This is a genomic window from Dyadobacter chenwenxiniae (assembly GCF_022869785.1).
Classification (GTDB): Bacteria; Bacteroidota; Bacteroidia; order Cytophagales; family Spirosomataceae; genus Dyadobacter; species Dyadobacter chenwenxiniae.
Map to the genome: position 1 here is coordinate 3,237,426 of NZ_CP094997.1, position 23,680 is coordinate 3,261,105.

At 44.8% G+C, this 23,680-nt stretch carries 24 protein-coding genes; 12 read left to right on the forward strand and 12 right to left on the reverse strand.

Translation table 11 applies throughout. The features are described 5' to 3' along the window. Nucleotides 1-420: 420 nt before the first annotated feature. A complete protein-coding gene (locus tag MUK70_RS13830) occupies nt 421-888 on the reverse strand; it encodes a hypothetical protein (protein ID WP_234652995.1) in 468 nt (155 codons plus the stop codon). 291 nt (nt 889-1,179) lie between these two features. Here MUK70_RS13830 and alaS point away from each other — a divergent pair, with 291 nt between their 5' ends. Continuing rightward, nucleotides 1,180-3,837: an alanine--tRNA ligase gene (alaS, locus tag MUK70_RS13835; protein WP_234652997.1), complete on the forward strand. Its 2,658-nt coding sequence runs from the start codon at nt 1,180-1,182 to the stop codon at nt 3,835-3,837. A gap of 129 nt (nt 3,838-3,966) precedes the next feature. Here the strand turns inward: alaS and MUK70_RS13840 are convergent, their stop codons facing one another. From MUK70_RS13840 to MUK70_RS13850, 3 genes are all read right to left on the reverse strand, one after another. Beyond that, on the reverse strand, nt 3,967-4,449 hold the full coding sequence (locus tag MUK70_RS13840) for a CHRD domain-containing protein (protein ID WP_234652999.1): 483 nt from the start codon (nt 4,447-4,449) through the stop codon (nt 3,967-3,969). 161 nt (nt 4,450-4,610) lie between these two features. Then, entirely contained in the window at nt 4,611-5,525 is a 915-nt protein-coding gene (locus MUK70_RS13845; RefSeq protein WP_234653001.1) for a lysophospholipid acyltransferase family protein, read from the reverse strand. Continuing rightward, nucleotides 5,525-6,625 (reverse strand): hypothetical protein, encoded by a 1,101-nt coding sequence (locus tag MUK70_RS13850; protein ID WP_234653003.1) that lies wholly within the window; start codon nt 6,623-6,625, stop codon nt 5,525-5,527. Before MUK70_RS13850 ends, MUK70_RS13845 begins: the two co-directional genes overlap by 1 nt. Before the next feature lie 248 nt (nt 6,626-6,873). Here MUK70_RS13850 and MUK70_RS13855 point away from each other — a divergent pair, with 248 nt between their 5' ends. Together MUK70_RS13855 and MUK70_RS13860 are read left to right on the forward strand one after the other, a co-directional pair. Beyond that, on the forward strand, nt 6,874-7,134 hold the full coding sequence (locus MUK70_RS13855; RefSeq protein WP_234653005.1) for a hypothetical protein: 261 nt from the start codon (nt 6,874-6,876) through the stop codon (nt 7,132-7,134). Further along, entirely contained in the window at nt 7,127-7,759 is a 633-nt protein-coding gene (locus MUK70_RS13860) for an ATPase (RefSeq protein WP_234653007.1), read from the forward strand. Before MUK70_RS13855 ends, MUK70_RS13860 begins: the two co-directional genes overlap by 8 nt. 3 nt (nt 7,760-7,762) lie before the next feature. Here MUK70_RS13860 and MUK70_RS13865 read toward each other — a convergent pair whose 3' ends face one another. The 4 genes from MUK70_RS13865 to MUK70_RS13880 all read right to left on the reverse strand — a co-directional run bounded on the left by MUK70_RS13865 (nt 7,763) and on the right by MUK70_RS13880 (nt 11,612). Then, nucleotides 7,763-9,583 carry an STN and carboxypeptidase regulatory-like domain-containing protein gene (locus MUK70_RS13865; protein WP_234653009.1) on the reverse strand — a complete coding sequence of 607 codons (1,821 nt, stop codon included), beginning with the start codon at nt 9,581-9,583 and terminating at the stop codon, nt 7,763-7,765. Between the two features lie 15 nt (nt 9,584-9,598). After that, nucleotides 9,599-10,591, reverse strand: coding sequence for a FecR family protein (locus tag MUK70_RS13870; RefSeq protein WP_234653011.1), 993 nt, complete (start codon nt 10,589-10,591; stop codon nt 9,599-9,601). A 12-nt stretch (nt 10,592-10,603) separates the two neighbouring features. Then, nucleotides 10,604-11,173, reverse strand: coding sequence for an RNA polymerase sigma-70 factor (locus MUK70_RS13875; RefSeq protein ID WP_234608212.1), 570 nt, complete (start codon nt 11,171-11,173; stop codon nt 10,604-10,606). A 118-nt stretch (nt 11,174-11,291) separates the two neighbouring features. Continuing rightward, nucleotides 11,292-11,612, reverse strand: coding sequence for a hypothetical protein (locus MUK70_RS13880; protein WP_234608211.1), 321 nt, complete (start codon nt 11,610-11,612; stop codon nt 11,292-11,294). Between the two features lie 178 nt (nt 11,613-11,790). On the opposite strand from MUK70_RS13880, the gene MUK70_RS31280 reads away from it, so the two are divergent. The 4 genes from MUK70_RS31280 to MUK70_RS13895 all read left to right on the forward strand — a co-directional run bounded on the left by MUK70_RS31280 (nt 11,791) and on the right by MUK70_RS13895 (nt 14,332). Then, nucleotides 11,791-12,093, forward strand: a complete 303-nt coding sequence (locus tag MUK70_RS31280; protein WP_445438798.1) for a KilA-N domain-containing protein — start codon at nt 11,791-11,793, stop codon at nt 12,091-12,093. 95 nt (nt 12,094-12,188) lie between these two features. Then, nucleotides 12,189-12,620 carry a hypothetical protein gene (locus MUK70_RS31285; RefSeq protein WP_445438799.1) on the forward strand — a complete coding sequence of 144 codons (432 nt, stop codon included), beginning with the start codon at nt 12,189-12,191 and terminating at the stop codon, nt 12,618-12,620. 138 nt (nt 12,621-12,758) lie between these two features. Continuing rightward, nucleotides 12,759-13,691, forward strand: coding sequence for a hydrogen peroxide-inducible genes activator (locus MUK70_RS13890; RefSeq protein WP_234608209.1), 933 nt, complete (start codon nt 12,759-12,761; stop codon nt 13,689-13,691). A gap of 5 nt (nt 13,692-13,696) precedes the next feature. Next, nucleotides 13,697-14,332 carry a class I SAM-dependent DNA methyltransferase gene (locus MUK70_RS13895; RefSeq protein ID WP_234653013.1) on the forward strand — a complete coding sequence of 212 codons (636 nt, stop codon included), beginning with the start codon at nt 13,697-13,699 and terminating at the stop codon, nt 14,330-14,332. A gap of 26 nt (nt 14,333-14,358) precedes the next feature. Here MUK70_RS13895 and MUK70_RS13900 read toward each other — a convergent pair whose 3' ends face one another. Both MUK70_RS13900 and MUK70_RS13905 read right to left on the reverse strand, forming a co-directional pair. Next, nucleotides 14,359-15,540 (reverse strand): ATP-binding protein, encoded by a 1,182-nt coding sequence (locus tag MUK70_RS13900; RefSeq protein WP_255715817.1) that lies wholly within the window; start codon nt 15,538-15,540, stop codon nt 14,359-14,361. 130 nt (nt 15,541-15,670) lie between these two features. After that, on the reverse strand, nt 15,671-17,389 hold the full coding sequence (locus tag MUK70_RS13905) for a DNA polymerase/3'-5' exonuclease PolX (protein ID WP_234653017.1): 1,719 nt from the start codon (nt 17,387-17,389) through the stop codon (nt 15,671-15,673). Nucleotides 17,390-17,559: 170 nt separating this feature from the next. On the opposite strand from MUK70_RS13905, the gene MUK70_RS13910 reads away from it, so the two are divergent. The 3 genes from MUK70_RS13910 (at nt 17,560) to MUK70_RS13920 (ending at nt 20,343) form a co-directional block, all read left to right on the forward strand. Next, nucleotides 17,560-18,834, forward strand: a complete 1,275-nt coding sequence (locus MUK70_RS13910) for a beta-1,2-mannosidase (RefSeq protein ID WP_234653019.1) — start codon at nt 17,560-17,562, stop codon at nt 18,832-18,834. Between the two features lie 153 nt (nt 18,835-18,987). Next, the gene (locus MUK70_RS13915) at nt 18,988-19,185 is read left to right on the forward strand and encodes a CsbD family protein (RefSeq protein WP_026630426.1); all 198 of its coding nucleotides are present in this window, start codon (nt 18,988-18,990) and stop codon (nt 19,183-19,185) included. Nucleotides 19,186-19,359: 174 nt separating this feature from the next. After that, complete coding sequence (locus tag MUK70_RS13920; RefSeq protein ID WP_234653021.1) at nt 19,360-20,343, forward strand: 3-hydroxyacyl-CoA dehydrogenase family protein; 984 nt, start codon at nt 19,360-19,362, stop codon at nt 20,341-20,343. Nucleotides 20,344-20,365: 22 nt separating this feature from the next. On the opposite strand, the gene MUK70_RS13925 is transcribed toward MUK70_RS13920, so the two are convergent. Together MUK70_RS13925 and MUK70_RS13930 are read right to left on the reverse strand one after the other, a co-directional pair. Continuing rightward, nucleotides 20,366-20,632: a type II toxin-antitoxin system RelE family toxin gene (locus tag MUK70_RS13925; protein ID WP_234653023.1), complete on the reverse strand. Its 267-nt coding sequence runs from the start codon at nt 20,630-20,632 to the stop codon at nt 20,366-20,368. Continuing rightward, nucleotides 20,623-20,913, reverse strand: a complete 291-nt coding sequence (locus MUK70_RS13930) for a hypothetical protein (protein WP_234653025.1) — start codon at nt 20,911-20,913, stop codon at nt 20,623-20,625. Before MUK70_RS13930 ends, MUK70_RS13925 begins: the two co-directional genes overlap by 10 nt. Before the next feature lie 267 nt (nt 20,914-21,180). Between MUK70_RS13930 and MUK70_RS13935 the strand changes: the two genes are divergently transcribed. Next, nucleotides 21,181-22,494, forward strand: a complete 1,314-nt coding sequence (locus tag MUK70_RS13935; protein WP_234653027.1) for a cytochrome ubiquinol oxidase subunit I — start codon at nt 21,181-21,183, stop codon at nt 22,492-22,494. Between the two features lie 138 nt (nt 22,495-22,632). After that, the gene (locus MUK70_RS13940; RefSeq protein ID WP_234653028.1) at nt 22,633-23,655 is read left to right on the forward strand and encodes a cytochrome d ubiquinol oxidase subunit II; all 1,023 of its coding nucleotides are present in this window, start codon (nt 22,633-22,635) and stop codon (nt 23,653-23,655) included. Nucleotides 23,656-23,680: the final 25 nt, after the last annotated feature.

Genomic DNA, 23,680 nt, shown 5'->3' on the forward strand with positions numbered 1-23,680 from the left:
ACATAATATACCCTTAAAAATTATTATATTAATTCTAAAAAAAATTAAACTGTAAATGATCGGTTACACTTAAACGGTTACATGAGCCACTTAAAAAGTAAGAGGTGTGTAGAAAAGGAGAAGTAAGAACGATCTCAGGGATTCAGTTTGAATAATTCCAATAAGTACATTATTTGTATATATAGTACAATTTGAAATCAATAATTGAGGATAGAAATAACAGCGTTAATCCGGAAAGGAAAACCGCATTTTATTTATGCAAACGTTATCGGGAACGTTGCCAGGATAGGCTTGATCAAATAAATTATTATAAAATATCAACAATTGAACCGATAAGGCCGGCAAAAAAGAGATTACGCAAATAGCTATTTTTTGTACTATACCAGTATTTATTAAAATATTATTTCCGACTGGAATGGACTATCTGTTGATAATCGAAAAGAAGAAAAATGCGAGGATAATGATCACGGCCATGGAAATGACACCAAGAACGATGCTCGTAGAGGTAACGGTTTCTTTAAATGCGCTCATTTTCGACTGGCTGGTATCGCGCTCTGTAATGATATCCAGCGAGTTCCGGATCCGCCCCCAAATGGAGTTAACCTCCTGACTGGAAAGTGAGTCTGTCTTCCAGTCCGACGCAAGCAATACGAGCTCCCTGGCCTTGGCCACAGTATCTTTCATAGCGGGATATTTTACGATCCAGCCTTCCCAAAAAGTGCGGATAGGTGGGTCATCAGGAAACCGGACCCATCTAATGAACAGGTTTTCCATCGCTAACTCTTCCGCCGATAACTCCGAAAACGGTTTCATTTCAAGCACATTATTAATTCCAAAAGGCACATTCCCTTTGGTATAAAAATCGTAAATCCATTTGCAAAAAGCCACGCAAACAACGGCACTGCCGGATCACTGAATTTTATAAATAAGAAAATCCCGGCGGGTTTATACTCAAATTGCCTTTCAGCCGCAGCTGACTTCAACGCTGATACGTTACGGCAGCATCCTACCTGATCAAAACCAGTGAAAAATCATTTCATGTAATTAAGAAGTAACATTAGAATGCTCAACCTACAAGACATAAAGAATCAGGCTTGGCAAACACCAGACTGATTCTTTATGTGATTTTCCTTACATTTGCCGCTCGTTTCGTAGACTTTAAGGACCAAAATATATACAATGACCTCGCATCAAATACGTCAGGCTTTTCTTGATTTTTTTCGGAGTAAAGAGCATTTAATTGTGCCTTCTGCACCTTTGGTGGCCAAAAATGACCCTACCCTTATGTTTAACAACTCGGGGATGGCGCAGTTTAAAGACTTCTTTCTAGGCAATGGCACACCTCCTTCCCGCCGCATCGCGGATACTCAGAAATGCCTTCGGGTTTCAGGAAAACACAATGATTTAGAGGACGTTGGCTTTGATACTTATCACCATACGATGTTCGAAATGCTGGGTAACTGGTCTTTTGGTGATTATTTCAAAAAAGAAGCGATTACCTGGGCATGGGAGCTTTTGACAGAGGTTTACCAGCTTCCGAAAGACCGGCTTTATGTGTCCGTTTTCGAAGGAGATTCCAAAGACGGTGTTCCGTTTGATCAGGAAGCCTGGGATCTTTGGAAACCGATCGTGGGCGAAGACCGCATTATTTTAGGGAATAAAAAAGACAATTTCTGGGAAATGGGTGATACAGGTCCTTGCGGCCCGTGCTCGGAAATCCATATCGATTTGCGCCCTGCTGCCGAAGTGGCGGAAATTTCCGGCAAATCGCTGGTTAACAACGATCATCCGCAGGTTGTGGAGATCTGGAACCTGGTTTTCATGCAGTTTGAACGCAAGGCCGACAGCTCACTCGTGCCGCTTCCTGCCACACACGTGGACACAGGAATGGGTTTTGAACGCTTGTGCATGGCGGTTCAGAATAAAACTTCTAACTACGACACGGACGTTTTCCAGAACACCATTCAGGTTTTGGAAACATTATCCGGCAAAAAATACGGTGCTAATAATGAGCCGTTTGCGGACATTGCCATGCGCGTCATTGCAGACCATATCCGGGCGGTTGCATTCGCGATCACGGACGGACAGCTGCCGTCCAATAACAAGGCTGGTTATGTAATCCGCCGGATTTTGCGTCGGGCGGTTCGTTACGGCTATTCTTATTTAGGTTTTCAGGAGCCATTTTTTTACAAACTGGTTGCAGTTTTGGCGGATCAGTTCAAAGATGTTTTCGCTGAGCTGAAATCACAGGAAGAATTTGTGACGCGGGTGATTCTGGAAGAAGAAAAAAGCTTTTTAAGAACGCTTGAATCCGGCTTGAAGCGGCTTGATGTGATTGTTAATTCTTTAAAAGAGAAGGGCATTAACACCATTGCTGGTGATGAGGTTTTTGAACTAAGCGACACATTTGGCTTTCCGGTTGACCTTACCGCACTTATTGCAAGGGAAAAAGGGTTTCAAATTGATGAAATCGGTTTTCAGGATGCATTAACGGAGCAAAAAAACAGATCAAGACAAGACGCTGCAAAAGAAGCGACGGACTGGATTGAACTGCGCGAGGCAGACGGCGTTGAATTCCTGGGCTATGATTTTGAAGAAACACATAGCCAGATCATTAAATATCGTAAGGTAAAGACCAAAACGGGCGAAGAATATCACATTGTCCTGGACCGCACACCTTTCTATGCTGAAATGGGTGGACAGGTTGGGGACACAGGCGTCCTGCTCCTGGATAACGGCCTGGCTGATGGCAAAAAGACGATCAGGATCATTGATACCAAGAAGGAAAACGACCTTTTTGTTCACATTTCCCTTGATAAAAATTTAGACGACGCATTACGAAATGCTGGCATTATCGTTGCCAAAATTGATAGCGAGCGCCGTGAGAAGATCAAGGCTAACCACTCGGCTACGCACTTGATGCTTTCTGCCATGCGGGAAGTTTTGGGCACGCACATTGGGCAGAAAGGTTCTTACCTCAACGACGAAGTGCTTCGTTTTGACTTCTCGCATTTTGCGAAGGTAACAGACGAAGAACTGCAAAAAATTGAAGACCGCGTGAATGAAAAAATTCGTGAGGACATTGCATTGGACGAAAGAAGAAATGTGCCGATCCAGCAGGCGCTGGACCAAGGGGCGACGGCAACTTTTGGCGAAAAATACGGCGATTTTGTTCGTCTGATCATTTTTGACCCGACTTACTCTTTCGAACTTTGCGGCGGAACTCACATTCCCTCAACGGGACAGATCGGCGTTTTCAAGTTTATTTCAGAAGGCTCGGTTTCTGCAGGTGTGCGTCGCGTCGAAGCTGTTACGGGCGCGAAAGCGCTGGATATTATGCGCCATCAGGAGGAAACTTTGAACAAAATAAAAGACTTGCTGAAAAATCCTACTGACCTCGTTAAGGCTGTGGAAAGCTTGCTGGAAGAGCGTAACGGTTTGCAGAAAAGGATCGTTTCTCTGGAAAATGAGAAGATCCAGTCGCTGAAATCTACATTGGTTGACACTATGAAGAAGCACAGCACTTTCAACCTGATCGTTGAAAAAGTGGATGTGCCTAATGCGGATTCACTGAAACAACTATCTTACGAACTGCGCGATCAGATCGAAAACCTGATTGCTGTTTTTGGGACAGAAATAGCTGGTAAGCCGCAACTTTCGGTCTTTATTGCTGAAAATATTGTTCAGGAAACCGGCTTGAATGCTGGCAAGATTGTAAAAGATCTTGCAAAAGAAATTCGCGGCGGGGGTGGCGGTCAGCCATTCTTTGCAACGGCCGGCGGCTCGGATGTCAGCGGACTTGACGCGGCATTGGATAAGGCAAAGGGGCTTTTCTAGGAAGTTGGATGAGTCTATTTTAATGCAAGAATTGTATTTGGATATAAAAAGCTGACTTTAATATCACAAAAAGAGCGAAGCCAAAACTGGCGTCGCTCTTTTAATTTAAGGACTATAATAAGAACTTAATTACTCCTCGGCTTTCAACTGTCCGCGGATTTCTCCCGCCGGATATTTAGCCGAATGAATGTTCAGGTAATACAAACCGGCTTTCAGGTCGGCAACCTGCGCTTCGGTTAAAGTGTCTTTAAATGCGAAAGGTGAGGTAAATGTTGTTCCCAAATCAATGACCACTGCTCCCGTGGAGTCAGATGGAGCTTTGTGAATGTGCCATGCTGTCGGAATAAATGTCGAATCGGTTGAAGTTGAGTCCGACGAAGCAGAGTCGCTGTACATAATGTTCAAGCTTAAAATCCTGCTCTCCTGATCTAACGTACCATCTACTGAACCGGTCGCGGTTGATGGATTAGCTGGGACTTCGTTTGCACCGGAAAGTGTCGTACTTACTTTCAGTTCGGGCAATACAGGAGTCGGGTCTGTTACTTCATCGTCATCACTACATCCTACCATCGCGGCGATAAAAAACACACCCAAAAATGCTAATTTTCTCATAATGCTTTGTTTTAGTAAATAATTGGTTTGGCGGCTGACCGTAAAAAACCTGCTCCTGCTAAAACAATCGCTTCAAATAACTGACTATGAAAAGATTACAATTTTAATACGAATAGCGGGAATGGGGACGTATTCACACCAATTGCTGAATTATACAACATTTATATGTTTTTTGATGGTAATGTTGAGCAAAAACCAAATTTCCATCGGTTATGCGACCAAAGCCACAACTCTGGCTGGCGTCTGATATTCTTCTCCAACGCTGTATAATACAATTTCATAATTTCCGTTTCTTGCATTCCTCCCGCTTCTTTTACGAGCAAATTGAACCTGAACTGGTATTTGTTCGCACCTCTTTTATGTACATCCAGATACACCACGGCACTATTTCGTTTAATCGCTATGCGTGCCGCACCCGACTGGATATACGTATGGTTACCAAAAAACTCAATCGCATTTTTCCCTGCAACGGGCGGTCTCTGATCGGCAACGTTGATAAAAATCGTGGGCTTGCTTTCTCGCCAGTTTACAGCTGAACGATACCAGTTGGCCTTTGGAATGAGCTTGATGCCGAATCGACTTCTCAGCCTTTTCAATTTCTCGTTCAGTAACCCGTTCGAAACCGGCGAATAAGCAGCCAACACGCTGCTATCGGTTATTAACGGCATCGAAAACAAATATTCCCAGTTTCCGTAGTGTGAAACCATTAATACAATGTCCCTTCTTTCCGAAAGTAATTGATGAATAAGGGATGGGTTAGCGTAATTAATGAACTTGGCAAGATCCTTCTGAGCAATGTTCCTGACTATAAACGGCTCCACAATGAGGCTTGCCAGGTGCCGGTAGTATTTGTCTGCCAGTTGGGCATTCTCATTTTCTGAATGAGCTGGGAAGCAGATTGCCAGGTTTTTAAGGATAACCTTCTTGCGATAAGCCCAAATGTGTTTGAAAATCAGGTAGATCAAATGCGAAAACAATCGCCAGGTCATTACGGAGAGGCTCGCCGAGCCGATCCGGGAGAGAGAAGCGGTAAGCCGCAGCTTCTCTCTCCATGGCATGGATTGGGCGTTGCGCATTATAATATGAGCTGGATGCCTGTGTTGAATCCGAAATGAACGCCCTGAAAATCCTTGGAGCCATCATTTTTCCAGATGAATTTTTTGACAAAATCATAATCGTTACCCCGTTTATAGCTCACGTAGTTTATCGTTGGCCCTGCGAAAATTTCTAGCTTCTTGCCGATTTTGTAAGCGGGAATTATACGGAGTGCGTTTTTATTATAAGCACCTTTTTTGAAATTGGACAATGTTTGGCTCACCGCTTCCAGATTCAGCCTGAAATCATTGGTCAGCTTAATGTGTGCCCCTAAACCGGCTTCCACTGCATACAGATCACGTTTATCGTCTTTGAAATTATATCCTATCCCCGCAATCCCGTACAAAACACGGCCTCCGGAGCGGAAGGATGCAATGGTCGTCATGGTTTCGTCGAGCGTGACGGCGATGGATTTCTCACCACTTTTGATAAAGTTGAAAATGGCGATGGGATAATCACTTGTGTCGGCAATGTTGACCAATCCGGCGAGTTGAACGCCTTTTACATTTTTGGCGACATTTGCAAATCCGGCAACCTGCGCATTTACATTCTTTCCTTTGTTAAGGAACCCGCTGATTTGCAGGCCTTTCGCATCATTACGTGTAATGTTGGCAAAACCCGCCATTTGCAGGGATTGTGAACTCCCGGCCAGGTTCATAAACCCGGCGAGTTGAGCGCCTTTTGACTCATTTTTCACAACATTTGAAAAACCCGCCATCTGGATTCCGTTGGCATTATTGCCGGTAATATTGGCTGCACCCGCCAGCTGGATTCCTTTCGCATTGTTTGAAATCAAATTCACAGCGCCAGCCATTTGTAAGCCGGAAGCGTCTTGTTTGATCAGATTAGCCGCTCCGGAAATGGCAACGCCGGTTTCCGATTTGGAAAGTCCTGCTATGGCGTGCAGGGAAAAACGGTTTGTATAGGAAGCAGCATGTTTGCCGTTGGTACTGAGCGGATAAATAAAACCAACATGCACTGCTGATGTAGTGTCATTCTGACCAAATGAAACAAAAGAAAGGCCGAATAAAAAGATGCTGACAAAAAGTGCCTTAGCTGCGCAAAATCTTAAATTTTTCATGGGAATGTATTTAAAGAGAAATCATTTAAACACATACAGCCACTGGAACTCAAAATTGCAGGCCTTCAATCCGGTCCCGTTGCTGTATGCAAAGTACCGACAACAAGAGCAGGGCTTACCCTAAAAAATGGAGGAAAAAACTGCTTAATTATGTGTGATAGCGTCTGACTAGTTTTGGTAGCCGAGCTTTTATTACACGTTTGCTTTCGCTATTTTTGGTCATTGTCAGGACACTATAACTTTGATAGATGAGAACTTTGGAAGAATCGCGTTTGAATAGTCACTTAAAGGACCTTCGGGTGGAAACGCTTGAAAAAGGCTTTCCGTTTATGCTTCGCGATCCCGAAATTGCTGCTGAGGGTTTCATTTACGAGTTTCCGGACGGATCGATGAAATTGATGAACCTGGAAGATAACCTGCAAACAATCGTTGAGGTCAGAGCATTGACGACCGCCGAGATTACGGTTATCAGAAAGAAACTCAATCTGCCCGTATTCCAATATGCCTGATCTTTTCGTGATCACCGGCCCAAACGGTGCAGGAAAGTCATCAAATGCCAGTTCCTTAATTCCAAAATCAAGTGATTTTCCCGTTTTTGACGGTGATAAATTATTTTATCAATTGTTAGATAAGCATTATAAGATAGTCAAAGTTTCTAAATACGCGCGGATCAAGGCGGAGGATGAACTTCAAGTTATTTTTGCAGATCAAGTGGATAAAGCAATTGCAAGAAATGAGGACTATGCATATGAAGGTCATTTCAATACTGAAAATTCCTGGACAACCATCAAAAAGTTTCAAAAGGCTGGTTATAGAATCAATATGGTATTTCTAGCGCTTGAAAACGCTACTTTGTCGCTGCAGCGGGTTGCTGTAAGGGTTTCTCAGGGCGGACATCATGTTGCGCCTGCCCATATTTATGACAACTATTTTGGCAACATCAAGCTACTTGATCAAAATCTAACCTTAATAGATAAGCTTATCGTGCTTGACAATAGCTTCGTCAACGCTACCCACATTCTTACATTGGAGAATCGAAAGATTGGCTTCATTCAAAAAGATAGGGTGCCAGTTTGGATGAAAAACAATATGCCCGAACTCATGAAGATTATTGAGCAATTTGACTTACATTAACTTTTATAATTTCCCGTATCGCCAGCTCAAACCGCCCTGCCAGCCGATCCAGGACGCCAGGTTTTTGTTGCTCATTTTGAAGTTGGGGTAATGTTTTGGGGGGAAAGATTTGAAACCTTTTTCAGTTTCGAAACCGGCGCTATCGTACAGGGAAAATGCCGGGCCGGCGAAAAGCAGGAAGCGTTTGTTAAGCTTGTAGGTGATTGCGGTCTGGAAGCGATAAAGCGAGGGAATGCGATACCAATCGCTTGTGTAAATGTTCTGGTTCATGATTTCCGTGAAGAACCCAAATTTCCTAAATGGAAAAAATTCAAAGCCAAATCCCGCACCAAATGTGTATGTCCTGTTTGGACCGCCTGTGGTTGCTCCGGCCATGAGAATGCTGTAAAACCTGTGTGTGCCCATTTTCCACGCCACATTAGCAGGCACAATGTCACTCGCGTAAATCGAAATATTAGAAGTACTTTTTCTGATAATGTTGATCAAACCGAGGCTTAATCCCGACGAACTATCTGCAATGTTGATGATTCCCAGCTGTGTTCCATGAAGCCGCCTTGCCACGTTAACCGGCGCCAGCTGAAACCCGCGGACCCCACTTTTACCAATATTGACGCCCCCACTGATCTGCCCGCCCGAAAAGTCTTTTCTGACAACATTGGCGCCACCGCTGACTTGCACACCATTGTAATTTCCGGAAGCATGGTTGTAAGCGCCGGAAACCTGTGCACCGTCCGAATCGCCTCCAAGCAGACCAATGGCACCGGAAACCTGCACGCCATGCAACGTCCCCGCCGAACGGCCCAGAAAGCCGCTCATCTGCACGCCTTCAATGTTCTTCTTGACAATTCCTGCAAATCCGGAGACTTGTACGCCGCTCAGGGAGTCGAGAATGTGATTGAAAAGACCTGCAAGCTGAGCGCCTGTCACGTCGCCCGAAACAACATTAAAAATCCCTGCAAGTTGCGCATACCGGACATCTTGTTTTGAAATATTAAAGCCTCCGGCTATTTCCGCACCATCAACGCCCGCCGTGTAACCGCCCAGCAAGTTGAGTGAGAACTTGTTCACAACCTGCGAGCTCATCCGCCCGTGCGTTCCTAAGCCCGGCGTCAATGATGCCTGATAGGGTAATGCTACGAAAAACCGGCCAATATTACGACTTTGCGCCCGCAGCTTTGCAGAAAGAAAGAAGCGGCCCAGCCAGGTGGCCTCGCCTTCGGAATAGCGAACGATCAGCGGGTCCAGGTCAACGGCCTTTTGCGAAATATTGATCCGCAAATCCGCGCTTTCCTGATTGATCACAATAGTTGTATCCCCATAACCTACTTTGCTGATCATCAGGGTTAACGGCAGAGTCCGATCCTTGATACGAAGCCGGAAATGCCCTTCGTCGTCCGTCAATGTGGAGACCAGCAGTTGCCTGGAGTATACGCTGGCATAGTCCACGCCTGAACGGGTTTCCTGGTCTAAAATATGGCCGCTAATGTAAAATGTCCTTTCTTTTGCTGCGGGAAGAATGATCAGGTAATCCCCTTTTTCCCTGTATTGATATCTGCCGCTGAATAATTGATCCAAAACGTGCTTAACCGATTGTTGCGCAGCGTTTAACGTGACGAGGCTGTCGCCGGAAATAATGTTGCTGTTATAGGAAAAGTAAAACTTCCCCTGGTCGCTGATTATTTTCAAAACCGCTGAAACCGTTTCCCCTTTCGCGGAAACGGTAACTGTCTTATTCAGAATGCCCTGCGCGTAGGTTGCGCAGGGCATAATCAGCATAATGAGGACGAATTTTATCGCTTTGAGTAAGGTAAAAGTCTGATTCATTCCGAAAGATAAGTCCTATTTCAAAATGATCTGCTCTCCCTTGTGCTCAACTTTTATCGTTAATGTTTCACTGATCAGGCTCAATGTGCTGTCCAGCGATTTTTTATCAAATGTTGTGTTGATAGGCATATTGTTCAATCGTTCATTCCCTATCACAATACTGGCATCGTAAGTCTCATTCAGGATCTCAACCAGTCTCCATAAAGGCGTGTCGTTGCAGACGAGCTTGTTTGTCCTGTAATATTTGTAAAAATCATCTTCCGTTTCATCCTTCACAAGCGCCGGACTGGCTTTAATGACCGTTGCTTTTTGTTTGGGACTAATGCGTACGAATTCATTGTTTTTCGCCACTTCCACCAGCCCGGTTTCAACGATCACCTCCGTTTTCCTGGCATTGTCTTTCACATTAAAACTTGTCCCTAAAACCTTCACGGTCATGTCATTGACTGAAATAATAAATGGTTTGGTTTTATCTTTGGTAACCTCAAAGAATGCTTCTCCCGTTAATGCAACTTCCCTTTTACCGCCGCTGAATTCAGCAGGATACGAAATGCTCGATTTTTTGTTCAAAGTCACAATAGACCCATCCGGCAGTGTATCAATCACAGTTTGTGATCCCGAACGAACGGTCAGCATTTCGCTTTGGGTGCTTTGCCCAAAAAGTACGTAGGCAAGCCAGCCCGTACATAACGTCGCGGCAATGAGCGCGGCAACTCTGAGGAAACCAAATGACTTTTTCGGCACATAAAGCGGGATGACCGGTGTTTCTTCCCTACCCTTCTGCGTCCGTTTGCGGAATCGCTCCCAGGCTGCATCTTCATCGACTGCGCTTTGAGCCGCCAGTTGTTTGCTCTGGTTCCAGATCATTTCGAAATGTTCGAAATAACGCTGGTTATCATCGCTGTCGGACAACCATTGGTTGATCTCGATCTGTTCTGCGACGCTCGCTTCGTCCAGTAAGGCCTTGACAAGCAGGTCGTCTATGTTGTAATTCAATTCTTTATGCATGACTGACACGGATTAGCTGAGGAAAAATAAGAGGATGGATGCGGGCAGGAAATCAACCAGTTTCAGGCGCAAAAGACGCAGCGCCTTGCCCATTTGATTTTCAACCGTTTTTAATGGCAATTGCAGGCGGTCGGCGATTTCCTGGTATTTCAGCTCTTCAAAGCGGCTCATCTGGAAAATCGTTCTGCACTTTTCGGGTAATTCTTTCAATGCGCTGTCCAGGCGCTGTTCCAGCTCTTTTAATTCCAGAGGGTGGGCTGTGTTGTTGCTGTGTTCCATTTGGTTTATTGCGTACGTTTGGTAGGCGTCCCTGACTTTTAAATGCTTGATATAATTAAGGCTTTCGTGGTAAACCGAGCGATAGAGATAGCCGCTGACCGATTCTTTTATTTCGATGTGATCTGTCTTTTCCCATAGCCGGCAAAAAACATTCTGCACCATTTCCTCGGCCATAATATCATCCCGCAAAATGGTGCAGGCATAGGCGTGCAGGCCCTTAAAGTGTGCTTTAAAAACCCTTTCAAACTCCGCTTCCCGATCCCTGCTCAAAAATGTTACGTGATCCGCGATGGCTACGTTCATTGCAATGGTAGATTACTTGTAAAAAAATAAGCGCCCGACTTAGGCTGTTCATTGGAATGACAACCAGTCGGGCGCTTACCCTAATTTTTCCGGATATTATTTCCGGTATTATTTTGATCTATTGCTTTTTAGCCGCCTTCAACGAGTCAGCCTTGTTGCCTTTAAAGCGTTTGTCCGGCGTGCCGTCTTTTTTCAGGTTTTTATTTTCGCTGTAACGCTTATCTGGCGTGCCGTCGGCTTTCAGTTTTTTGTTTTCAGCATAACGCTTGTCCGGCGTGCCATTGGCTTTAACCTTAATGCTGGTCTTATCATTTCCGGTCTGCCTGGTGGCTACGGTCGTCTTGTTCGTAGCAGGTTTGGCAGGCGTTGCAGTTTGCGCAAATGACGGTGCTGCAAATGCCATAAAAGCCAGCAGGACTAATGCTTTCAAGTTTTTCATTTTCTGTTCGATTAAAAGTGTGACAAATGTGGACCTTAAATTATGGCAAGTAATAAAAAAATCCAGCCAGAGATAATTGAAGGATTAAATTTAATGACGATTTAATTCAAAAATATTACTTCACGGGCCGTTACCATTTCCAAAAGCTGACGTCTCAATAGCATTTAAATCAAATGTTATGACGACAAAAAACACATCCATCCAAGTAGCGGGTCAGGAAATTGCCCTAATCAACATCAACGACAATGATTTCATATCCCTCACCGACATTGCCAAGCACAAAAATCCGGAGTCGGCGGGACAAATTATCTCAAACTGGCTCAGGACGGGATTCACAGTTGAGTTTATGGGACTTTGGGAGCAACTGCATAATCCAGGTTTTAAACTACTCGAATTCGATGAGTTTAAAAATGACGCCGGAAGCAATTCGTTCGTTTTGTCTCCGAAACAATGGATTAAAAAACGAATGCTATCGGCCTGATTTCCAAGAGCGGCAGATATGGCGGAGGCACATTTGCGCATAAGGACATTGCCTTCGAGTTCGCTTCATGGATCTCTCCATCATTCAAACTGTATTTGATCAAGGAATTTCAGCGCCTGAAATTGGATGAAAGCGCCCGCCTAAACCAAAGCTGGAATCTTCAACGAACATTAGCAAAGGTTAACTACACCATCCATACGGATGCAATCAAAGCAAATCTAGTCCCTAAATTTCTTACCAGGGAACAATGTATGGCCATTTATGCCAGTGAAGCCGACCTGCTTAACATGGCGCTTTTTGGAATGACTGCAAAGGAATGGCGCACCCAAAATCGAGGAATCGCCGGCAATATGCGAGATCATGCTTCCATTGAGCAATTGGTCATCTTGTCAAATTTGGAGAGCATTAATGCGATGTTCATTCACCAGGGATTGACTGCTTCACAAAGATTAACTCAGCTTAATCAAATTGCAATTACCCAAATGCAGTCGATCTTAAATTCACCGCACTTGAAAAAGCTAAAATGACAGTTTGACAATTTCTTACAGGCCCTTACTAATATGCAGAAATCCAATCTTGTATTATAGATATCAACATTTAATAGTATTTTTGCATAAACAAAATCTATTACACCCACAGATTTTAGGTGTAATGGCATTACATAAATGAACATTCAACAGTTAGAATACATTGTAGCCGTCGATAATTACAGGCATTTCGTACAAGCAGCCGAGCATTGCAATGTGACCCAGCCTACGCTTTCCATGATGATCCGTAAGTTGGAAGAGGAATTGTCTGTTAAAATATTTGACAGGACCAAACAGCCCATCGTTCCCACCGGGATAGGACGCGAGATTATTGATCAGGCCAAAACCATTTTGCGTGAGGCATCCCGAATGAATGAGATCGCCAAGCACTTCAATGGTGACTTGTCCGGCGAATTGCGGATTGGGATCATTCCTACTATTGCGCCTTATTTGCTGCCGCATTTTGTTAATCCGTTCATTACCAATTATCCGGATATTAAACTGCACGTCTCGGAAATGATCACGGAGCGCATCATTAGTGAGTTAAAACTGGGCAATCTGGATGTTGGAATCATTGCGTCACTGTCCGAGGAAAACAGCTTACAGGAAATTCCGCTATATAAGGAACGTTTTTATGCCTATGTTTCGGAAAACACAGATTTATATGCAAAAAAATACATTCTTCCCGCAGATATCGAGCCGAATGAGCTCTGGCTTTTGGAGGAAGGACACTGCTTTCGCACACAGATCCAGCGCTTGTGCGAACTCAGCAGGAACAGCCAGTTTGGCAGCAGCTTCAGTTACCGGTCAGGCAGCATTGAAACTCTGATCCGGATGGTTGAAAAAAATGGCGGCATTACGATTCTTCCTGAAATGGCGGTTATGGAGCTTTCGGAGGAGCGCAAAAAGCACATTCGGAGCTTCCAGTTTCCCGAACCTGCACGCGAAGTTTGCCTGGTGGTAAACCGCGAGCAGATGAAAACACGGCTTATTGATGCATTAAAAACAGGAATTACTGCATATTTGCCGCAGGAAATTTTTGAAACAAATACAGCATTGAGAATTTTATAAAAGCTATGAGCATTGATAATACGCAAAAAGCTTACGACAAATGGTCGGAGCAATATGATACGAATGTGAATAAAACACGCGATCTGGAAGCAGTCGCGCTCCGCCAGATTTTGACTGATCAATTTTTTGAAAGCATTCTCGAAATTGGCTGTGGAACAGGAAAGAATTCGCAATGGCTGATTACCAGGGCCAAAAAACTCGTAGGCGCAGATCTTTCAGCAGAAATGCTCGGCATAGCCAGGGAAAAATTATCCGGCACCGAAGCCACATTCATCCAGGCCGACATTACCCAGGAATGGAATTTCACTCAGGAAAACTTCGAACTGATCACATTCAGCCTGGTTTTGGAACATATCGAAAACCTGGACTTCATTTTCAGTGAAGTAAGCAAAAAACTAACTCCCGACGGAAAAGTTTATTTGGGCGAGCTTCACCCGTTTAAACAATATTCCGGCTCCAAGGCCCGCTTTGAAACCGACGAAGGCCAAACCGTAGTCCCTTGCTACATCCACAATGTCTCCGATTTCACAGAAGCAGCGCTGAAATATGGATTGAAAGTCGAGGAAATTCACGAGTTTTTTGATGATAACGACCGGACGAAGATTCCGAGGATTCTAGCTTTGGTTTTTGGGAAGGGTTAATGCTCTAAAATCGTTTTGGGGAGATTTTAACGAATAAATCCTCCCCAGATGAATCCGTCAAAGTTCCTGACCGGATGCCTTCCTATGACAAAGGACTTGGTGATTTCCAAATTTTTAGCAAGGGACTGAACATTCTTCAAATCTGCCTCCGTTGCGGTTTCTTTCACTTCAAAGCAGTAATCTTTGTCCACAATAAAGTCAATTTCCCTTCCGGTTTTGAGTTGATAGTAAGCCACTTCTCCTTTGTGCAACAATTGATTAAAAACCGCATTCTCAAATTTCGAGCCGCTTCCCAGTTCTCCTGACAGCGACGCAATTCCATTATCCAGAAAGTAAACTTTTCTGGCTTTCACAATTTCCCTGTCAGGACTAGTGGAAAGGACCGGAATCGTTTTGATCAGATAGCTTTTCTCTAACAGGTCGAGATAGTTTTCAGCAGTCGGCCGGGTAATGCCTATTAGACTAGTCAGTTTTGACACGTCCAGCTTCGTACCAATACGAACAGACAGCAACTTGATTAATTTAAATAAGTTGGTCGGGTCACGGATGTTAGAAAGCAGCGCAAGGTCAAAATTAATATACGAACTTAAAATGTCACTTATCAGATCCTTTTTTTCAGCGACCGAATCAGCCAAAACCACTTCCGGAAATCCGCCAAAATTGATGTAACTATCATAATACATTTTTAGCCTTTCGTACTCAGCATCTACATATCTGGCCGACTGGTCAAAGTCCAATGTAACTGCCTTCACGTTATTAAAGGAAAGTAATTCCCCAAAATTCAACGGGAAAATTTCAAAAATCTTCTTCCTGCCAGCAAGCGACTCCGAAAACTGATTTTTCATGTAGTACGCGCTGGATCCTGTCACTATGAACTTAACATCATATGTGTCGTATAAATATTTCAGAACACTGGGAAGATTCGGGACTAACTGAATTTCGTCAATGGCGATCAGCACCTTTTTAGTAAAATCGGTTCCTCGTTGCGTCAATGCATATATGATCGTTTCATAGTTAGGTTCGGCAAAAAGTACCCGGGTATCTATTCTTTCAAGATCAAAATAATGCTTTTGAGGGATATCGGATTGAGATAACAGTTGCTTTACGAGAGAGGTTTTACCTGTCCTTCGCATGCCAGTTAAGACTGTAATTTGCCGTCTGGAAAGATGAGCGAGTAGTTGTGGATAAATATCTCTCGGAAAAAACATGAAGCAAAAGTTGTGAAATTGTAAGGTTGTATCTCGATTTACTTATTTCACACAAAAATAGTTATACTATTTTACAACTTCACCAGTAAAATAGCATAACTAAACTCAATTATTATAAATAATTTTATTTTTATTTAAACAAATCTAACCTACTCTTTAAATACTCCTCCATCCTTTCCAAATCAAACGCATTGAAAGTCATATCCTTCGTCAACCCTCCTTTTCTTGCCACAGCCACGCCGTAACGCATATCAAAATAGCCTTCTTTGGAATGGGCGTCGGGGTTGATGCTTAGGAGGACGCCTTTTTCCATGCAATAAGAGATCCAGCGCCAGTCGAGGTCGAGGCGCCAGGGGGAGGCATTGATTTCAACGACAACCTGGTGCTCGGCGCAGGCGTCGATAATTGCCTTATGATCAATGGGGTAACCTTCTCTTGAAAGCAAGAGGCGGCCGGTTGGGTGGCCTAAAATGGTTGTATATGGATTTTCAATGGCTTTCAGCAAGCGCGTGGTGGCTTTTTCGAGCGACATCGTGAGGTTGCTGTGCACGGATGCGACAATGTAATCGAATGAGGCGAGGATTTCGGTTGGGTAATCCAGTGAGCCGTCCCCTAAAATGTCGGATTCTATTCCTTTTAAAATCTTGAATGGTTTTTCCGGATTTTCGGATGCGAAACGTGCATTCAATTTCGCGATTTCTTGGTGCTGGCGAATGACGTCTTCGATTTTCAGGCCTTGCGCGTAAGTGGCGGTTTGCGAGTGATCGGCTATCCCCAGATATTCAAAACCCAGCTCACGGCAATACAGCGCCATTTGTTCCAATGTATGCTGACCGTCCGAATATGTGCTGTGATTATGCAAAATCCCTTTCAGATCATCCCAGGTAACGAGCTGATCCGTGGAGTGCGTTTCTGCCCAGATGAATTCGTTGGCGCCTTCACGCATTTCCGGGACAATGTAAGGCAGCCCCGCTTTCTGATATATAACCTCTTCATTCTCTGCCTCTCCATAATATGCCTGCCGCCAGATCGTGCCGCCGGACGGCGTCGGATAACCGAGATGCAATGCATCGGAAGTTTCAATAAACAATTCATTCACAACACGATCCGGCTTGGCAGCGACGATTTCAATATCAACCATCACATCCTGCACATTACCGCGCCAAACAAAAGGTGATGACCGTTTTTCGTCCTGAACAAGAATTTCAATTTCACCAATAAATGTCTGCAGCAAAGCCGGCGAATCTGTCCCAACCAGGATTTTGATTGTATCCACAATCTCGGCCCTGCGCCGGATATCACCAGCCACTTCCACCTGTTCGAAGCTCTTTTTCAGCTCCGTAACGATCATTTCAGCGATCACTTCTGCCTTATCCATCCGCAATTTACCAGCCTGGTCTTTCAGAAAGGCGAGTGAATCAATGATCTTTTGCTGAATGCTCCCACCAAAACCTTTGAGCTTGGCAACGGTGCCGTTCAGGCAAGCCAGTTCAAGTTCATGCAGGTTATCGATGCCAAGTTCCTGCCATAACACGGCAATTTTTTTAGGTCCGATGCCTTTGATATTGAACATCTCCATCACGCCGAGCGGCGTGTTGCTAAGCAGTTCTTCAAGCTCCGGAAATGTTCCTGTTTTTGCAATCTGAGCAATCTTGCCGGCAGTGCTTTTACCAATTCCCTGCAATTTGGTAAGCTCCTGTTCCGTCATATGTTGGAGCTCCCCTTCCTTATATTTATCCAGATAGAAAGCCGCGATCGAATATCCTTTGATCTTGAAAGGGTCCGCACCGTGCAGTTCCATCAATTTGGCGGTTAATTCCAGGATCTCTACAATTTCAGGATTGCTCATATCATTTCAGGTTAATGAATTCTTTGCGAATTACGATTTATGTCTCAGCATTTGCAAATATCGGGTAAGTAGTCCATTTTTTCCTTTAAGTAGTTATAGTATCAACCTGTCTTAAATAAAAAAAGCTTTAAACAAAACAGCCCTTCCGGGACATAAATAAGATTACAAAAATGAGCCTTGACCAGTTAAAAAATTACCGCAGCGAAATCCACAACCATTTAACAACCGAATTGCTTCCTTTTTGGGAAACCAGATGTGTAGACAAAGAAAATGGTGGGTTCATCACCCATTTCGACAATGCTGGAAATGACTCCGGCGAAGACGAGAAATCGCTCATTGCCCAAACCCGGACCGTTTTTACATTTTCTTCAGCGCATCGGGCCGGTTATGGCGACGGTCGTTATGCTGCCGTCGCGAGCCACGGCGTTGATTTCCTGATCAACAAAATGTGGGATGCGGAAAATGGTGGGTTTTATTGGCTGATGGACCGCAAAGGCAACGTGAAGATTGATGAGAAAATCGTTTACGGACACAGTTTCGCCATTTATAGTCTGGCCGAATACACATTGGCAACGGGCGATCCGCGCGGTTTGGAATATGCGGAAAAGGTTTTTGATTTACTACAAATACACGGCGCAGACACTTATTATGGTGGTTACTTCGAAATGTTCCACCGCAACTGGGAGCTGAAAGGCAAGGGTCCCGCCGGCGGGGATCGCAAAACGCTGGATGCGCACATGCATTTGATGGAGGCGTTTACAACATTGTATGAAGCAAGCCAGAAACAGGTGCATAAGCGCAAGCTGATGGAAATCATTGAGCTGCTTTTGAATAAAATCATGCATCCCCAATATAAAACGGGTATTCCGCAGTTTTGGGCAGACTGGACGGTTGCGCCGCAGATCAAGTTTGACATTATCTGGGGCTGGGACCGGTTTTCGGAGGATGGCATGAAAAGCTCGGCCGAAGACAACACAAGTTACGGCCATAACGTCGAGTTTGCGTGGCTCCTCATGCATGCGCTGGACATTGCAGGCGTGCCTTATGACGCATATCAGGAACAACTCCTGGCTTCCTATGATCACGCGGTGGAGCACGGCATCGATTGGGAGTTTGGCGGCGTGTATGTAGAAGGCTCGCATGCAGGCGAGGTTTATGACCGTGAAAAGGAATTCTGGCAGCAAGCGGAAGTGATCATTGGGATGCTGGATGCTTATCGCGTTTATGGTGATGAAAAATATCTGAAAGCTTATAATGCCACCCACCGTTTCGTATTTGACCACATGATCCATCACGAAGTGGGCGAATGGCTGCCGTTATTGACGCGCCAGGGAGAGCCGATCTGGAAACATATGAGCCATTCCTGGAAGGTGAATTACCATTCTGTCCGTTCGATGGTGCAGGGCATTGTGCGGCTGGATAAGCTCATTGCACAGGCTGAGTAAGGTTTTCCAAGCAAATATTTGGACACTTTCGGGAAAATTCTTACTCAAAACCCTTCATAACACATTAGAATGCTGGTGGAATGATTGTTGCTCATGGTTCATTAGTCGCATGCTTTTAACTAAGCATATTTTTTAATTTAAATTGATGAAATCATGAGTGCTTTCACACAACAAGTAAAAGGAAACTGGAATGAACTGAAAGGTAAATTCAAGCAACAATACGCAGATTTGACCGACGATGACCTGTTATATGAAGATGGAAAAGAAGATGAGCTTCTTGGAAAACTTCAAAAAAAATTAGGTAAGACCCGTGAAGAAGTTGAAAGTGAAGTAGATAGATGGTCAAGATAGGTTGGACCGCATAGGTTGAGCCACATAGGCTGGGCCGTGTAGGCTTGGTTTTAAAAGCTAAGAAAATGAAAAGGTTAAGAGCCCCGGAATTGCGATTCCGGGGCTCTTTTTTGTAGTAGGAAGGGTCCGCAAAATTCTTTTTATGTCATCTTCCATATAAATTTTCTTCTTCGAATGAATCCAAATGAAATACCGGTCGGCATAGTTGGTCTGGGACTAATGGGCTGCAGCATTGTTACGTGCCTGCTGATCGCCGGCCATCCGGTGGTTGCGGTTGCGCCGGTCAGCGCCGATATGCTTCATGCGGAGAAACGCATCCGGGAACATCTTGAAAACGCAAAGGAAAAAGGACTGATCGAAAACGATCCCGATTTTTATTTCCAAAATCTGATCATTACAGAAGATTATAACCAACTGAAACCGTGCAGAATCGTCAATGAATGCACGATTGAAAACATTGATATTAAAGAGTCTGTTTATAAAAAAGTGGAAGCGGTTATTGCGCCGGATGCCTTGTTATCCAGCAACACGTCTGCAATCCCCATCAGCCAGTTACAAAAGTTAACGCTTCATCCCGAGCGATTTCTGGGTTTACACTGGACCGAACCTGCGCATACAACGCGGTTTCTGGAAGTGATCTGCGGGGATGAAACCGACATCAAAAACGCAGAATATTTGTACGGACTTTCGCACAAATGGGGCAAAGAGCCGATCCTGGTGCGAAAAGACATTGCCGGATTTATTACCAACCGGCTTATGTACGCCATGTATCGTGAGGCGATCAGCCTGGTTGAAAACGGTTACGCGACCATTGAAGACGTTGACCGCTCCTGCCGCAACAATGCAGGTTATTTCATGACACTCGTTGGCGTGTTTCGCTGGATGGATCTCACTGGAGTTCCGGCTTATCACACGGTTATGAAAAACCTGCTTCCCACATTGAACAACAGCACCCAAGTCCCTGAACTCATCGACAAAGTCGTTCGCGAAGGTGGCCGCGGCGTAGCCAATTCCCAAGGCTTCTACGACTATGAGCCTGGCGAAGCCGAGGTCTGGGAAGAAACATTTAAAGAATTCACTTATGAAATCCGGCAGCTGGCGTTGAAATATCCTGCGGATGTGGTGAAGAAGAGATTGGCTGAGAAGCGGGAAGGCTGATGCCATATTTAGGAGGAAATTTCTAATAGATATCACCTCGGGACTGCATGGTAATGATCGAAACGATTTTAATCGTGCCTTCATGATATTTCAGGCCAATCCTGTAACCGCCGACGTGGATTCTGTAATACGCATTGTTGCCTTTCCCCTGGATCAGCGAACAATCCGGAATGTCCATAATGTGTTCCACAGCCCTAATCGTGTTCAAAACAATGGCGCCCTGCCGTTGGATGTAATCGGGACAGCGTTTTAGTTCTTTTACAAAAGCCTTCTCAAAAACTAGTTCCATCCCATTTCTTTTAGGAACTGCTCGAAGGTTAATGTATCTCCTTTATCCCGGTCCTTCAAAATTTCTATCAAAAAGATATCTTCGAGCTCCTGATTTTCAATCACTTTCAACACTTTTTCAATTTCCTCCACCGACCAGTTTCCCCGTTTCTTTTTTTGAGAAAAATTTGGTGCAGGGATACCTGCTTTTTCAGCTATGTAGGCGTTCTTATATCCAGACTTGTCTATCAGGATTCCCAAATGACTTTTTAGCTCTTTATAATCTTCAACTATACCTATCATATCGAGAACATTGTCGTTTCAAAGATTAGTAATATTACTAATAAATCTTTATCCAATTGCTAATATTGTCTGAAAATTCTGGTAATGCGATAAGCTTCTCTATACTCGACATTTCTTTTTATAATTCTCCCAATTCCTTCCGCTCCGCCAGATCCTTTTTGCTGAAAAACTGGTTCTTCATACAAGACTTCGTTAGCTTTGGACGGCTGTTTTTTAGGCAGCCGGGAGCTTTGAATGCTTCCTATTTTTTGGTAAAATAATTCCACAATGGATGATTTTATAGCTGCCCGATCTCAGATGGCCCTTTCGCTGGGCTTTCACATTATATTTTCCTGCATTGGCATGGTCATGCCGTTTTTTATGGCCGTTGCACATTATTACTGGCTGAGGACCAACAACATCGTCTATAAAAATGTGACAAAAGCATGGAGCAAAGGCGTCGCGATCTTTTTTGCTACGGGCGCCGTATCTGGAACGGTCCTTTCTTTTGAACTCGGCCTCTTATGGCCGGAATTCATGAAACATGCAGGCCCTATCTTCGGAATGCCGTTCTCGCTGGAAGGAACGGCATTTTTTATTGAAGCCATCGCCCTGGGATTTTTTCTTTACGGCTGGGACCGGTTCAATAAATGGTTCCACTGGTTTACCGGGGTCATTGTGGGCATAAGCGGCCTTGCTTCGGGAATCCTTGTAGTGGCCGCCAATGCGTGGATGAACAGCCCGGCCGGTTTTGACTTTGTCAACGGCCAGTACATCAACATTGATCCCATTGAAGCCATGTTCAACGACGCCTGGTTCTCGCAGGCGCTTCATATGACAATCGCTGCATTTGTGGCGACCGGCTTTGCAGTGGCCGGTGTTCACGCGCTAATGATTCTGAGAGGACAAAATGTGCTTTTTCATACCAAATCTTTCACCATTGCAGCCATTTTCGGGTGTGTGGCGGCGATTCTGCAACCATTAAGCGGGGATATTTCAGCCAAAGACGTTGCCATCCGTCAGCCAGCCAAGCTTGCCGCAATGGAAGCGCATTTTCATACAGAAAAATCTGCGCCGCTGATCGTTGGCGGGATTCCTGATGAGGAAAATAAAAAGGTAGATTATGCCATTAAATTGCCTGGCTTCCTGAGCTTTCTGGCGCATGGCGACTTCACATCGGAAGTTACAGGTCTGGATAAAATCCCGGAAGAAAATCAGCCGCCCGTTGCGATCACACATTATGCCTTCCAAATTATGGTCGGGATGGGTATGGCCATGATGCTGGTTGCAGTCCTTTATTTCCTGGCGCTTTGGAAAAAGAAACACTGGCTGACCAGTCCATGGCTTTTGAAATTGTTTGTGGCCGCAACGCCACTGGGGTTTATTGCCGTGGAAGCTGGATGGACGGTGACGGAAGTGGGGCGGCAGCCCTGGATTATTCACAATGTTATGCGCACCGCCGACGCCGTTACCCCAATGCCCGGCATCACCTACTCATTCTATCTTTTCAGCGCCGTCTACGTCTCACTGGCTGTAATCGTAATTTTCATGCTCTACCGCCAGATCAAAATGGTCGGAACGCTATACGACAAACCGCAATAAAAACAGCACTAAGCGCCACCCATTCAATCATTCAACGCAACGGCGCCCGCTCATTCAACGCAACGGCGCCCGCTCATTCAATCATTCAACGCAACGGCGCCCGCTCATTCACTCATTCACTCATTCACTCATTAAAAAATGCTCTACGTCGTCATCACATTCCTCTGGGCTTCTATCCTGCTTTACCTCCTGCTGGGAGGAGCCGATTTTGGTGCGGGGATCATCGAGCTCTTCACGTCACGAAAGAATAAAGCGGTAACGCGCAAGACATTATACGGGGCGATCGGGCCAATCTGGGAGGCCAACCACATGTGGCTGATCATTGCCATCGTGATCTTGTTTGTGGGGTTCCCGGTGATTTATTCAACCATGTCCATCCACCTGCATATTCCGCTGACGATCATGCTCCTGGGTATAATAGCTCGTGGAACAGCGTTCACTTTCAGGCATTACGACGCCGTGGTGGATGACATGCAATATTTGTACAACACCATTTTTGCCGTTTCCAGCTTTATAACACCTTTGTTTTTGGGCATCATTGCCGGAAGTGCCGTTTCCGGACATATTGATCCGCAGGCCGATTCCTTTCTTTCGGCTTACATTTTCAGCTGGCTGCATTGGTTTTCGGTTTCCGTGGGATTGTTCACCGTTGCGATTTGCGGCTTCCTGGCCTCCGTCTATCTCATTGGAGAGACAGATAATGATCAGGACAGGCTCCGTTTTGCACATAAGGCGCAGTTCTTCAACATTGCAGCTGTGATGTGCGGCATCCTTGTTTTTATTACGGCATACATGGAACACATTCCGTTAATCGACTGGGTTTTCGGCAATTGGGTAGGACGGATCGCGATCATTTCTGCCACGCTTTCGCTTGTTTGGATGTGGTCGCTGCTTTACCAGGGCAAGCTTGCATTACTCCGGCCACTTGCCGGATTCCAGGTAACAATGATCTTATTGACAACCACTTACAAACATTTTCCCAACATTGTAATTCTCAAAGGAGGCGGTTATCTGTCGCTGCTCGAACACAGCGGACAGGAAAAAACAATGGAAGCGCTCGCCCTCGCATTGCTGATCGGAAGCGTATTCATTCTGCCCGCGCTCTTCTACTTAATTTACAGCTTTCAGAAAAAACCCTTGGAACATGTGGCTGAACATTAACCTAAGAATCAACCATAGCGGCCGG

What these genes read in the sequence shown, in the direction of transcription:
- MUK70_RS13905 (WP_234653017.1), bottom strand. Translation starts at nt 17,389, where the DNA reads ATGAGCAATCCTGAAATTGTAGAGATCCTGGAATTAACCGCCAAATTG.
- MUK70_RS13840 (WP_234652999.1), bottom strand. Translation starts at nt 4,449, where the DNA reads ATGAGAAAATTAGCATTTTTGGGTGTGTTTTTTATCGCCGCGATGGTA.
- MUK70_RS13910 (WP_234653019.1), top strand. Translation starts at nt 17,560, where the DNA reads ATGAGCCTTGACCAGTTAAAAAATTACCGCAGCGAAATCCACAACCAT.
- MUK70_RS13930 (WP_234653025.1), bottom strand. Translation starts at nt 20,913, where the DNA reads ATGATAGGTATAGTTGAAGATTATAAAGAGCTAAAAAGTCATTTGGGA.
- MUK70_RS13935 (WP_234653027.1), top strand. Translation starts at nt 21,181, where the DNA reads ATGGATGATTTTATAGCTGCCCGATCTCAGATGGCCCTTTCGCTGGGC.
- MUK70_RS13880 (WP_234608211.1), bottom strand. Translation starts at nt 11,612, where the DNA reads ATGAAAAACTTGAAAGCATTAGTCCTGCTGGCTTTTATGGCATTTGCA.
- MUK70_RS31280 (WP_445438798.1), top strand. Translation starts at nt 11,791, where the DNA reads ATGACGACAAAAAACACATCCATCCAAGTAGCGGGTCAGGAAATTGCC.
- MUK70_RS13900 (WP_255715817.1), bottom strand. Translation starts at nt 15,540, where the DNA reads ATGTTTTTTCCGAGAGATATTTATCCACAACTACTCGCTCATCTTTCC.
- MUK70_RS13860 (WP_234653007.1), top strand. Translation starts at nt 7,127, where the DNA reads ATGCCTGATCTTTTCGTGATCACCGGCCCAAACGGTGCAGGAAAGTCA.
- MUK70_RS13925 (WP_234653023.1), bottom strand. Translation starts at nt 20,632, where the DNA reads ATGGAACTAGTTTTTGAGAAGGCTTTTGTAAAAGAACTAAAACGCTGT.
- MUK70_RS13845 (WP_234653001.1), bottom strand. Translation starts at nt 5,525, where the DNA reads ATGCGCAACGCCCAATCCATGCCATGGAGAGAGAAGCTGCGGCTTACC.
- MUK70_RS13915 (WP_026630426.1), top strand. Translation starts at nt 18,988, where the DNA reads ATGAGTGCTTTCACACAACAAGTAAAAGGAAACTGGAATGAACTGAAA.
- MUK70_RS13855 (WP_234653005.1), top strand. Translation starts at nt 6,874, where the DNA reads ATGAGAACTTTGGAAGAATCGCGTTTGAATAGTCACTTAAAGGACCTT.
- MUK70_RS13895 (WP_234653013.1), top strand. Translation starts at nt 13,697, where the DNA reads ATGAGCATTGATAATACGCAAAAAGCTTACGACAAATGGTCGGAGCAA.
- MUK70_RS13870 (WP_234653011.1), bottom strand. Translation starts at nt 10,591, where the DNA reads ATGCATAAAGAATTGAATTACAACATAGACGACCTGCTTGTCAAGGCC.
- MUK70_RS13875 (WP_234608212.1), bottom strand. Translation starts at nt 11,173, where the DNA reads ATGAACGTAGCCATCGCGGATCACGTAACATTTTTGAGCAGGGATCGG.
- alaS (WP_234652997.1), top strand. Translation starts at nt 1,180, where the DNA reads ATGACCTCGCATCAAATACGTCAGGCTTTTCTTGATTTTTTTCGGAGT.
- MUK70_RS13940 (WP_234653028.1), top strand. Translation starts at nt 22,633, where the DNA reads ATGCTCTACGTCGTCATCACATTCCTCTGGGCTTCTATCCTGCTTTAC.
- MUK70_RS13850 (WP_234653003.1), bottom strand. Translation starts at nt 6,625, where the DNA reads ATGAAAAATTTAAGATTTTGCGCAGCTAAGGCACTTTTTGTCAGCATC.
- MUK70_RS13865 (WP_234653009.1), bottom strand. Translation starts at nt 9,583, where the DNA reads ATGAATCAGACTTTTACCTTACTCAAAGCGATAAAATTCGTCCTCATT.
- MUK70_RS13920 (WP_234653021.1), top strand. Translation starts at nt 19,360, where the DNA reads ATGAATCCAAATGAAATACCGGTCGGCATAGTTGGTCTGGGACTAATG.
- MUK70_RS13890 (WP_234608209.1), top strand. Translation starts at nt 12,759, where the DNA reads ATGAACATTCAACAGTTAGAATACATTGTAGCCGTCGATAATTACAGG.